Origin of the sequence: Falseniella ignava (assembly GCF_002847645.1) — a bacterium.
GTDB lineage: Bacteria > Bacillota > Bacilli > Lactobacillales > Aerococcaceae > Falseniella > Falseniella ignava.
Genome location: NZ_PKHE01000014.1, coordinates 39,313 through 51,075, shown reverse-complemented (window position 1 = coordinate 51,075; position 11,763 = coordinate 39,313). Strand labels below are relative to the sequence as shown.

Genomic DNA, 11,763 nt, shown 5'->3' with positions numbered 1-11,763 from the left:
TGATTGTTTTGTCGTAACTACAATCTTACAAGATAAAGGTCCCTTTTTCTATGGACTTTGGAGGTTACACAAGAAATTTTACACTATGTTCTGGCTCCGTATCTATAAAATTAGTTGTCACTTTACTTTCTGTTATCTGTAGTAAAGGATTCACACACGAGTTTAAGCGAATCTGTCACCTCGCTTTTTATTTGAAATACACTTCAAAGTCTTGATTCAATAGTGTTTATCCTTATATATAAGAGTCGCAGCTCACATTTTTGAACTGCGACTTTTTGAAATTATAATTATTTACTTACTGTTCAATTCATCTATTAATCTCTGTATAAGATAAGCCTGAATCACTGAATATTTCGTTTAATTGTTCTACAAATGCTACGAATATATCTGTTTTCGCTTATAGTAAATAAAAGTAATTGGGTCTTCAACTGTATCAGGTTCATTTAGAATAATGTTTCTTCATTTTCATCTATTAAATAATTAAAACCTCATCGAAAAAATTTTATCAAAATTCACCAGTTCTTGCCGAAGTCAGCAATCCAAGCTTATCCATTATACGGTACAGTATTCCAATTATTAGTTTTTCATTTATCTTGTATAGCTTTTGCTACACCATGCTCATTCTTCACTACCATTAACCAAATATTTTTTTACATGTTAGTTCTCTTAAGACTAGAGTGCCTCGATTAATATAAATGGTAATTTATCTCAAATGGATTTCTTTATCCATGGTTAATACCTAGTAAATAAAGCCATACGAAACATTTAAACCATAATTGTTAATATATGAGACAATTAATCACGTCCTTTGTCAGATAAGATTTATAGAACACTTTTTAGTACTCGGCTTTCTGAGTTTCAGAAGAAGCTATCATTGCTTGTAGAGGGCACTTCTTTTCGTCCGCAATCGCCTAAAAAATCGATGCATCGCTAATCTTTTTATTATCATTCAAATCAAATTGAATATAAAAAATTCCTCAAATGATGTTCGTTGCGGTAGGTCTTGATTGTAGCTAATCTCCTTCCGAATTCCTCTACTTGATATATGTTATCGTGCTTAGTAATATTCATACAATTGTTGTCTCCTTAGAGTAAAGTAAATAACAAGGTTGTTTTTTCTACGAATCGGTCATTCCATACTATAATTTTTTAGCAGTACGTTAGGAGATCGTCAAAAAGACCAAACAACCATTCGTTGCTTAGTCTTTCATGTCCACTATACAGATAATTTAAAGTCACGCCTAAATGATTGAGTGCTTTCTTATAAACTCAATCGATATTCAACTACCGTGACCTCATCTTGCCGATACATTTTAATACCGTATTGATTGCCACAGAGAATCTTAATTCTCTGTTCAACATTCTTCATTCCGATGCCACCCAGTTTCGTTTTGATCCGATTTTGATGGTCTCTTTCAAAGTCTACCCCATTATTTTCTACTTTAATCATTAAGTCTCCATTCTCAATATAGGAAGAAATTTTGATAAATGATTTTGTTTTTTTAGGTTTGATTCCATGATAAATTGCATTTTCTACGATGGGTTGCAATATTAATTTAGGGACCATTATTTCAGGTGTATTTTCCTCAAGATCCAATATATATTCAAACTTATCATCATAGCGAACTTTTTGGATGTCCATATAATTTTGAACATGTTCGATTTCTTTGGCTAGAGGGATAAAATCTTGATTAATACTCAAAGTACTTCTTAAAATCATTCCTAGCGCTTTCGTAACCTCGATTGCTTTTTCATTTTCACCAAATTCGATAAGCCAAAGAATTGTGTCTAAAGTATTATAAATAAAATGGGGGTTGATTTGGCTCTGCAATGCTTTCAACTCAAAGTTTCTTTTAGCATTCTCTTTTTCTTCGATGTTTTTTGTCAGAATTTTAATTCGATCCAATAAAAGATTGTACTCTTTTTTTAAGGTATGAATTTCAATCGAGTCGCTGTCTTCAATCTCTATCTTCGAAAAATTCTCATCAACCTTCTTCATTTCTTCGGCTAAACTCGTGATTGGTTTACTAATCCACTTCGAAATAAATAGTGATAAAGCAACCGTTAAAAATAAAATAATCATAGACCATGTCACTGTATTTTTAATTAATTTCTTTTGAAGCGTATCAATTTGCTCAGTTGAAGCAACGCCTACTAGTAACCAATCGGTATTTGGAATGTAGACATGTGCCCCGACAAACCCTTTATCTAACGATTTCATTCTATTATTAATCAGTTGTAAATACTTATCTTGTTCTACCAATGAGCTAGTGCCCTTCTGATTAGAGTCAAATAATAATTTTTCTTCAGAAGTTGTTATAAAGGCATAACCATTTTCGCCAAAATTAATCACGGATACATAGTCTTCAATCAATTTATAGGACAGATCGATGACGACATACCCTTGAACTTCGTTATCTTTGACGATTTGACGACAAATTGAAATGACTCGTTCATTTTTATCCATTGAAAATCCTTTGTGATTTTCCGTCGTGACCATGGCCATATTATTTGATTTCTTTAGATTTTGATACCATTCCAGATTATTCATATCATCCGATTTTTCAAAATCGATTGGCGAGGTTGAAATCAATTTGCCGCGATTTGAGATAACCGATATTCTCTTGATCAATGGGTCATTTTGTTCAACTAAATCAATGATATTTTTAATCGAATCGCTACTAGAATTCTCTATTTTTTCAATTTCTGGTGTCATGACTAATACACTTGAAATGCCTTTTATTTTCTCTAAATAGGAAGAAATATAAATGCTGGCATTTTTTAATTGTTGCTCTGTTTGTTGGTACTTACTATCTTTTAAAATAGTGACAGAATATGTGTAATAGCGATACGACAAAATCGTTACCAATAATATTGAAATAACGAAGAAATAAGCGCTTATTTTCGTACTAAATTTTCTCAGTTGATTCTTCATCGCTTAATCCTTGCTTAAACTGCTTTGGAGTTATATTGTAATATTTCTTAAATTTGGTCATGAAATAATTCACATCTTCAATTCCTATACTTTTAGCTATTTCATAGTTTTTCATATCCGTTGAAAGGAGAAGAAGCTTCGCCTTTTCCATCCTTTTCTTATTAATATAATCTTGAAAAGGAATGCCATAGATTTTCTTAACAAGCACACTTAGATAGTTGCTGTTATAGCCTATGTCTTCGCTCATTTTAATCAAGGACAGATCGATATTAAATAGATTCTCTTCAATATATTCCTTGATTAACTTATTTTCCTCATCGATTTCAACATTTTCTGTCTGCTTTAAATCTTTAATGGATTGTTCTTTTCTTAAACTATCAATGTTATCGATGGCATTTTTCAAGATATATTCAATTTCTTTTTTGGAGATCGGCTTTAAGATATACTCATCCACTTTTGCTCTAATGGCTGTTTGTGCGTATTCGATGTAATCATATCCGGTCAGAATAATAATATAGACATTGGGATTGTTGTCTTTAATTATCTTTGCAGCGGTTAAACCATCCATTTCAGGCATATTGATATCCATCAAAATAATATCTGGGTGATGAGTATTAGCCAAGTCTACGGCTTCTTGTCCTTCTTCAGCTTCTAAGACTTCTGAAATATTTAGATTGTCATAGTTAACTAATTTTTTGATCCCTTTTCTGATGATCGATTCATCATCTGCAATTAATAATTTATACATATTTACCTACTTTATTAAATGTGTTAAATAGCCATACCCTTCTTGCTCCATCTCTTCTAACGGTATAAAGCGGATGGAGGCACTATTGATACAAAATCTTAATCCACCTAACTCCTCTGGTCCATCGTCAAATACATGACCTAAATGTGAATCTCCAGAGCGACTTCTAACTTCAGTTCTCTCCATATTATAACTTAAATCTTTGTGATAAGTCACAACATCCTTTGCTATCGGTTTGGAAAAAGATGGCCATCCACAACCTGAGTCAAATTGATCAGTTGAAGTAAATAAAGGTTCACCTGTGGCTATATCTACATAGATTCCTGGCTCCTTATTATCCCAGTATTCATTTGAAAAGGCACGTTCGGTATCATTTTCTTGTGTTACCTTGTATTGAATGTCTGTTAATTTTTTCTTTAGCTCTTCATCTGAAGGTTTTGGATACTTCGATGGGTCAATGATTACTTCACTGGCTTTAGAAATATCAATGTGACAATAGCCATCTGGATTTTTCTTTAAATAATCTTGATGGTATTCTTCAGCTTCATAGAAATGTTCTAAGTCTTCAACTTCTACCGCGATTTTTGCTTCATATTTTTCTTGTTCTTTGTTCAATCTCTCTTCGATAATTTTTCTTTCATTTTCATCGGTAAAATATACACCCGATCTGTATTGGATGCCGCGGTCATTTCCCTGTCTATTCACACTCGTAGGATCCACCACTAATAGATAATAGTCTAGAATTTGTTCCAATGAGATTTTTTCGGGATCATAGTCTACTTTCACCGTTTCTGCATGTCCTGAATTTTTATAGGATACATCTTCATAAGTTGGATTTTCGGTATCACCATTAGCATAACCACTGACTGCATTAGCGACGCCGTAGATTTTTTCCATATAGGCTTCTAATCCCCAAAAACAGCCGCCTGCTAAATAAATCGTTTTTAACTCCGCTTTCGAATAGTCGACTCCATCATTTGGATTTTTATTTGCTGTTTTCTTTTGTTGTTGGGTAATAATTTCATCAATTTTATTGGTCGTATCAGCTTTGACGGTATATACTGAAACTAACAACGTTGCCACCAATACTATGAATAAAAGTATTTTTTTCATTTTTATCCCTACCTATTGAACTACTTCATAAATTTGGTCTAATATCTCTTTATTTAATTGTCCTGGAATGACTTTAACTAAAACACCATCCGAACCGACAATCACACTTGTTGGAGCTGAACGAACGTGATAATCTTCAATGAATTTGCCCGATTCATCCAATAATACTTTCATATTTTTATAGCCTAAGCTCTTAAACCATTTGATAAAATCTTCTTTATTCATTTCACCAAAATGCCCTGGTGAAACTACCGTTACAACTTCATAGTCTTCTGCGTCCTTTGATATTTCATCCGTTTCTGATAGTCCAGCTAAACAAATCGGACACCATGAAGCCCAATGTTTTACATATATTTTCTTTCCTTTTTGATCACTTAATTTGTACATATTGCCATCTAAATCTGATAAATTGAAATCAGGCGCTAAATTACCTTGGTTCACTTGCTTGCTAGCCATGCTATCTTCCATTTTAGTTGTTTCATCGGCTTTAGTCGTTTCATCTTCGGTCATCTCGACCAATTCGATATCCTTCGTTGTAGTTGATTCTGCCTGATCCATTTGTTCTTCTAGCTTTGTCTCTTCTCGATCATTCATCCCCTCATTCTTTGACTGGTTTTCTGTTGCACAACCACTTAATATGACTGACACCGCGACTAATCCAACTAATAATCTTTTTTTCATGATTGTCCTCCTTGTTTACTGATTAAATAAATTGTTAAAGAACGCTGTTAAATTCGGTAACTGGTTGCTCATTAACACAATTCCCATTAAAGCAACTAAAAATCCACCAACCCGTTTTATTGTCACTAAATGTTTATTAAGTTGTTCGAAGTGATTCATCAATGCACTTGAAGCAACGGCCATTATTAAAAAAGGGATCATCAAGCCGAGTGAATAAATCAACATTAAGAACGCACCATAAAATTGTTGTCCACTACTTGCAGAGGTTATTAATACGGCAGCTAAGATGGGGCCAACGCAAGGCGTCCATCCCAAACTGAATGACACTCCCATTAAATAGGCCCCCAATGCTTTCGGCTTATTATTAGAGAAATGAATGCCGTTGATTTTATTTATTTTATCAAATTGAATTAGATCCATTTGATGAATACCCAACAAAAATACTAAAAACCCTGCGAACATCAATATCCATCGATTGTTTAATAATTGTCCAATAATACCTGCTCCAAAGCCTAGGATCACAAAGCTCGTGGAAAGGCCTAAAACAAAGGCCATTGTCTTGATAATCGCTCCTTGATTAATCTCTAAACTTCCAATTGTAATTTTTTTGTATTCTCCTGCTTTATCTGTCATCAGCCCAATGTATACCGGCATCAGTGGAAAGGTACACGGTGCAAAAAATGAGAGAAAACCAGCTATAAATACCGAACTCATCAACAGTTCATTTTGTACCATAATGATACGCCCCCTTGAAATACTAATTTATACCTTTATTATAAGCGCAATCATTTTACCAGATAATCGAAAATAAAGTTTAAAAACTTGAAAATCATTAGATGCCCAGTAATATTATGTGAATTATATAGGGAATAAGCATGAATTGATCATGATGACTATGTAGATATGAGAATCCGACGCAGGTTCTCGTAATTAATGATCTGTTTTAATCTCTCCTCTTAACCCGCTGTTCCATCGCTAATAACTCTCTCTTCATAGCAATTCCCTCTCCGTAACCTACCAGCTTGCCATTTGTACCGGTCACTCTGTGGCATGGGACAACTATCATCAGTGGGTTTTTATTGTTAGCCATTCCAACAGCACGACTGGCATTAGGGTTTCCAATCGCTATGGCAATTTCTTTGTAGGTACGGGTTTCGCCATAAGGAATTTTTGTCAGCTCTTGCCATACTTTCTTCTGAAACGCCGTTCCTTCCAGCTCATAGGCAATATCAAATGTTGTTCGCTCACCCTTTAAACATTCCATAATTTCTGTATAGACGCGTTCCGTAAAATCCGTCTTCTTTCCAACATTCTGTGATTCGTCAATCTTTTGTAGCAACAACAAAGCTTCCACTTGATAGCCAATTTTTAAGAATCCAAAGGGAAACGCATAAACGACGAAATCCAATCTTTGCACCTCACTCTTATTATTCCTATCGCATATAATGCTCAATGTAATTAGCGACTATATTAATTCTATTCTAGTTTATATTATTCATGATACAATACACATTTTATTTGTTTCAAATGTGGTTAATGATATTCAAGATCTAATCTATTCCACTGTTAACTCGAATTTCTCTGATTACACCTAAACCTACTCCTAAACATATTAAAGTAACCTTTATATATTTAATATTCGATTATATTGTACCCTAAAAAAACAGCTCGTTTTGAGCTGTCTCTAATAAGGTTCTATAATAAATATAACCGACGAGCGTAAAATTAAATTTTACGCTCATCGATTTTTTAGAGACTTTTGTCCCAGCCTCGTTTTAAGTCTATACATTCTTCTTCGGATAATTACTATTTTTTTGTATCCTCAATATATTATTTTACAATATTTTGTAGATAATATGTGCGTATTATCTATATTTTTCGTATCTAGCAACGATTATAGAGCGAATGTCTCAGTCTCTCTTTAATTTTATTCCTGATAAAGTTCCTTCACGAGGAAATTGAAGCGTCCGATGAGATCGGAGTTCTGAGTGTCCCAGAAGAGGGTATGGCCATCGGCATCTGGTCCCTGTAACGCTACAAGGACTCTAGGGTGAGTTGGGTCAGCTACAAATAAGTATAAGTGTCGTTCATCAGATGAATTTGCAGTATCTTCAATATCTGAGTAGACGGCATCAATTCGGATACCAAGAATTCCGTCACCGTCGTGCTGATAGTGAATCGTTGTAATCTCACCGTCGAGATTGATTTCGAACGTCTTACGCGGGAATGTTCCGCCATAGAAATCAACCGGATGTTCGAGAGTATATTGTTGATAGACTTGATTCATCGTGCTTCCCCAACTTTGCATAATATTGCCTAATCGTTCATGAGCCTTAGCATCGAATGATGGTGCCGGTAATTCAGGGAACTCAACAGGTTCAAAAGCTGGATAATGATTCGTCACATCTACTTGATAGTATGCTTGATAATCAAATGGATCAATCTCTTTCGGATTATTAGTGTTCCCTAGTGTTGCGAATTGCATTTCACCAGTATGTTTGTCAATGAAGAAAATCCCGACCCCACTAATATCTTGTGCACCAGCTGATGTTCGCATCGATACAATATGGTGCGTGCCTTCTGGATATGGATTCTGGAAATATTCCATTTTCCAATATTTGAAGCCAAATCCATTGATTTCTGCGGATTCTCCGGCAACAATGCTAATGCGATTGAGTAAGTCGTATCTGGCATCATCCACCGTGAACAGTTCTGCGACATCGTATTTCATGCCATCTAAAGATTCTAGTATGAAGCCGTACGATAAGAATCCAGTTTCCTTTTCTGCCTGATTGATAGCTTCATAATAAGCCGCTAAGCAATAAAATCTTAAGTGATTGAGTGCCTCGAGTGATTCATCCGTTAATTCAGGAAGAAGCATCTTCTCAATCGCAAAGGTATTCTGGGCAATCGTCTTTAAATCGGAAATATTTCTAATCCGATAATGTGCGTCTTCCGACTCGTCATATTCAGCAGCAACATCTTGAGCTTTGCGATACATTGCTGGAATAATGGGGTGATAAACATTCGCATCATCAAATACTTGAATATCCAATGCCATCAAGTCGTGTACAGTGATTCGCTCCGTATCCCATGATGTATCAAGCAACTCATACCAGCGATGATTCAAATCCCGCAGTCGGTTCAAGTAACCTTGCATCTCTTCGGAGAAGGCCACATCAACTTGGCTTGACTCTTGGACACTCTCTCCGCCGCCAATCTCATACCATTGCCAATCCTCATAAATATCAATCAATTCATCATCTCCAGGCATGATTGAACGGTATTCATCTTCTGTTAGGAATTTTTGATGTGTTTTATCTTCGTACACCATTGTGTCGTTTTGTGAGTAAGAGGAATATTCGGCAATCGGGACAATATCGTCACCCGTTTCATTGAATGTAACAAATGCATAGAAATTTCCGGTGGAAGAGGACTTTAATCTATAACCTAACCTACCATCCTGATAGAAATCTAACCCACTTTTAGGAGATAGATGAACATATGGGGCTTCAATTTCTCCTGTATCAGGTCTTTCTGGATAGTCGTAACCGGCGACAGTAACAACTTCTTCTCCATTAAAGGTAAAGATATGGAACAAACTCCGGTATTCATTCACACCAGTCAATAGCAATTCAGGAATCCCATTATGGTCTAGGTCCTGAATAGAATAAATAATTTTATCGCTAGGACGCGCATTTGCAATTCCTAGTTCAGAAATATAAGGACTATCATAAAGACCCGTGAAATCAGCATCCAATATCCGGTCCAAATTCTTCTCATAATCCTCAATTACAGGGCGATAGTATTCAGGAAGCTCTTCATTTGCTCTGACTGGCTCGCCTGTTAACAAACTCATCCCTGTCACTAACATTATCCAACGCATGCATTTCAACATTTTCATGTAGTACACCTCGGTTCTATATTGTCACTTTATGAATAAATATAGGTCATAATAATTAAAAATACAACTGACAGAACAAATGAGAAGTAAACAGAACCTCATCATTCAAATCAAATTGAATATAACAATTCCTCAAATGATGTTGATTGCGGTAGGTTTTAATGTCTTTTAATTTCATGAGGTAGCATGATCCCCTTTCATGGCCCGCCTTTCCATCGCTAACAGCTCTCTCTTCATAGCAATTCCCCCGCCATAACCTACCAGCTTACCATTTGCACCAATCACTCTATGGCAAGGGACAATCATCATCAGCGGGTTTTTGTTGTTGGCCATTCCAACGGCACGACAAGCGTTAGGGTTACCAATCGCCACGGCAATCTCTTTGTAGGTGCGTGTTTCACCATAGGGAATCTTTGTTAGTTCTTCCCAAATTTTCTTTTGAAATTCCGTTCCTTCTAGCTCATATGCAATATCGAACGACGTTCGTTCACCCTTCAAATACTCCATAATTTCTGTATAGACACGTTCTGTGAAGTCTGTCTTCCTTCCAGCATCAGCGGACGCATCAATCTTCTGTAGCAATAATAAAACTTCTCCCCGATAGCCAATCTTCAAGAATCCAAAAGGGAACGTATAAACGGCGAAATCCAATCTCTTGCACCTCACTTTTTGTAACATAGCATCTTAAAATACTTTTTCTTATATATGGCGTTTAATATGGCAAGGGTATTCTTAGTAATGCTATCAGCGCAGTATTTCAATTAGAAACTGAATCGATATTTCTGAAATATAGACTAAATATTATAATTAAAATTCCTGAATACGTATTTTTATTAAAAAAAGCATCTTTATATACGACAAAATAAATTAAATTTAAGAACACAATTATAATCCCCATGATCAAAGTTATTTTAAAAATATTTTCATTAATTTTTTTCATTTTGGTTATCCTTTCTCTATCTCATTAACCTTCTGTCGAGACTTTCTTCTTTATTTTAACATTAAATCAGCTGGAAAAATATTTTTCATTAACCTTATTTATTATAGAACATCAAAAGACCCGACTCATTTCGCATTATCCAGCGATGAGTCGGGCCATAACGTGAGTTTATATATTTATTCAGAATAATAGACTAAATCATCGAGATTATTTATTTTAATTAAGGAGGAACTTTCTTGAATAATCAGTCCTTTTTCCTCTAGTTCTTTAAATTTTCGGCTGATTGACTCTGGGGTTGTACCTAAATAATAAGCAATATTTTTTCGTGAAGTAGGTAGCGTAACGGTTGGACTTTCACTATCTGAATTCACTAGATCCACTAGGTACATAGCCAAACGAACGCCAATACTCTCCGTGGTGACTTGCGTCGTTTGCTTATAGGAATCATTCAGTCGCTTCGACATTTGTTCAATAATTTTGAGCGAAATCTCTGGGTAGTCTTTTAAAATTTGAGTCAGGTCTTTTTGCTCGATTACACACACTTCACTATCCTCTAATATTTCAGCGTAATCTTCATGATAGGTATCTTTTTTGAAAATACTAGTTTCTCCAATAAAGTCACCTGTTTTTAAGATTTTGACGACTTGCTCGCGGCCATTTGCTAAGAGTCGATAAATTTTAATACTTCCTTTATGAACAACATAGAGCTTATCTGTTTGGTCTCCTGCTTGAAATAAAAAGTCACCTTTCTTAAAGGACTGATGTTTAATCTTTTTGGCGATGAGTTGCATGGATGAGTCATCCAAATGATTAAATATGGGAACCAGATACAAGCACGATTGGTGCTTTGTCATCTTTAATCGCCTCCTTGTCTCCTATTATCCCTATTTTACTTTATTCACTCTTAGCTGTCGATTTTAATACTTGATACCCCAAGGATTCAATCATATTTTCTATTTCTTCAAGTGAAGTTTTTTGGTCATCAAATCGCACCTTTACCTTACTTGCGTTAAACATGACTTTCACGTCCTCCGGATCAATCCCGTTCAATGTTTTGATACCTGCTTCTATTTTTTGTAAACAAGATGGACAAGCCAATGTCTCTAATTTTAATGTTGCTTTTTGCACAATTAAACACTCCTTTTATTTTTTATTTCTTAATGTGTCTGCTTGGTGTAATACTTGATATACGGTCGAAAAGGCTTCGCATGCATCATCGGGTATTTCATAATTCGATGTTACTTTTCGTAACGAATCAAACTCAGCGTCAAGATTATCGACTCCGCCGTTTAATTTTTGGTCAATTTGTTGGTAAATTTTTCTTACTTCAATCACTTCTGGGTGATGATTTCCATGGACCTTCGCGACAGCCTTCGTAAAAGTATCTAATTGGTCATGGTGATTCTTTAAAAACTCAATACTTTCTTGCATTTTGATTCCCC

11 protein-coding genes are annotated in these 11,763 nt (G+C 35.1%); all 11 read right to left on the bottom strand.

Translation table 11 applies throughout. The features are described 5' to 3' along the window. Window positions 1-1,261: 1,261 nt before the first annotated feature. Window positions 1,262-2,935, bottom strand: coding sequence for a sensor histidine kinase (locus CYJ57_RS05795; RefSeq protein ID WP_101954453.1), 1,674 nt, complete (start codon window positions 2,933-2,935; stop codon window positions 1,262-1,264). Continuing rightward, window positions 2,910-3,683, bottom strand: a complete 774-nt coding sequence (locus CYJ57_RS05790) for a response regulator transcription factor (protein WP_101954452.1) — start codon at window positions 3,681-3,683, stop codon at window positions 2,910-2,912. The genes CYJ57_RS05795 and CYJ57_RS05790 overlap by 26 nt, the downstream gene beginning before the upstream one ends. Before the next feature lie 6 nt (window positions 3,684-3,689). Next, window positions 3,690-4,796, bottom strand: a complete 1,107-nt coding sequence (msrAB, locus tag CYJ57_RS05785) for a bifunctional peptide-methionine (S)-S-oxide reductase MsrA/peptide-methionine (R)-S-oxide reductase MsrB (RefSeq protein WP_101954451.1) — start codon at window positions 4,794-4,796, stop codon at window positions 3,690-3,692. A 12-nt stretch (window positions 4,797-4,808) separates the two neighbouring features. Further along, complete coding sequence (locus tag CYJ57_RS05780) at window positions 4,809-5,477, bottom strand: redoxin family protein (RefSeq protein ID WP_180764412.1); 669 nt, start codon at window positions 5,475-5,477, stop codon at window positions 4,809-4,811. A 15-nt stretch (window positions 5,478-5,492) separates the two neighbouring features. Then, window positions 5,493-6,212 carry a cytochrome c biogenesis CcdA family protein gene (locus CYJ57_RS05775; protein ID WP_101954449.1) on the bottom strand — a complete coding sequence of 240 codons (720 nt, stop codon included), beginning with the start codon at window positions 6,210-6,212 and terminating at the stop codon, window positions 5,493-5,495. A gap of 208 nt (window positions 6,213-6,420) precedes the next feature. Next, the gene (locus tag CYJ57_RS05770) at window positions 6,421-6,894 is read right to left on the bottom strand and encodes a methylated-DNA--[protein]-cysteine S-methyltransferase (RefSeq protein WP_280522420.1); all 474 of its coding nucleotides are present in this window, start codon (window positions 6,892-6,894) and stop codon (window positions 6,421-6,423) included. A gap of 510 nt (window positions 6,895-7,404) precedes the next feature. After that, window positions 7,405-9,363 (bottom strand): DUF4767 domain-containing protein, encoded by a 1,959-nt coding sequence (locus tag CYJ57_RS05765; protein WP_219525578.1) that lies wholly within the window; start codon window positions 9,361-9,363, stop codon window positions 7,405-7,407. A gap of 192 nt (window positions 9,364-9,555) precedes the next feature. Then, a complete protein-coding gene (locus CYJ57_RS05760) occupies window positions 9,556-10,032 on the bottom strand; it encodes a methylated-DNA--[protein]-cysteine S-methyltransferase (RefSeq protein WP_180764410.1) in 477 nt (158 codons plus the stop codon). A 465-nt stretch (window positions 10,033-10,497) separates the two neighbouring features. Continuing rightward, the gene (locus tag CYJ57_RS05750) at window positions 10,498-11,175 is read right to left on the bottom strand and encodes a Crp/Fnr family transcriptional regulator (RefSeq protein WP_101954444.1); all 678 of its coding nucleotides are present in this window, start codon (window positions 11,173-11,175) and stop codon (window positions 10,498-10,500) included. Between the two features lie 40 nt (window positions 11,176-11,215). Further along, window positions 11,216-11,449, bottom strand: coding sequence for a heavy-metal-associated domain-containing protein (locus CYJ57_RS05745; RefSeq protein WP_101954442.1), 234 nt, complete (start codon window positions 11,447-11,449; stop codon window positions 11,216-11,218). Between the two features lie 15 nt (window positions 11,450-11,464). Then, window positions 11,465-11,752, bottom strand: coding sequence for an iron-sulfur cluster repair di-iron protein, ric (locus CYJ57_RS05740; protein ID WP_101954441.1), 288 nt, complete (start codon window positions 11,750-11,752; stop codon window positions 11,465-11,467). Window positions 11,753-11,763: the final 11 nt, after the last annotated feature.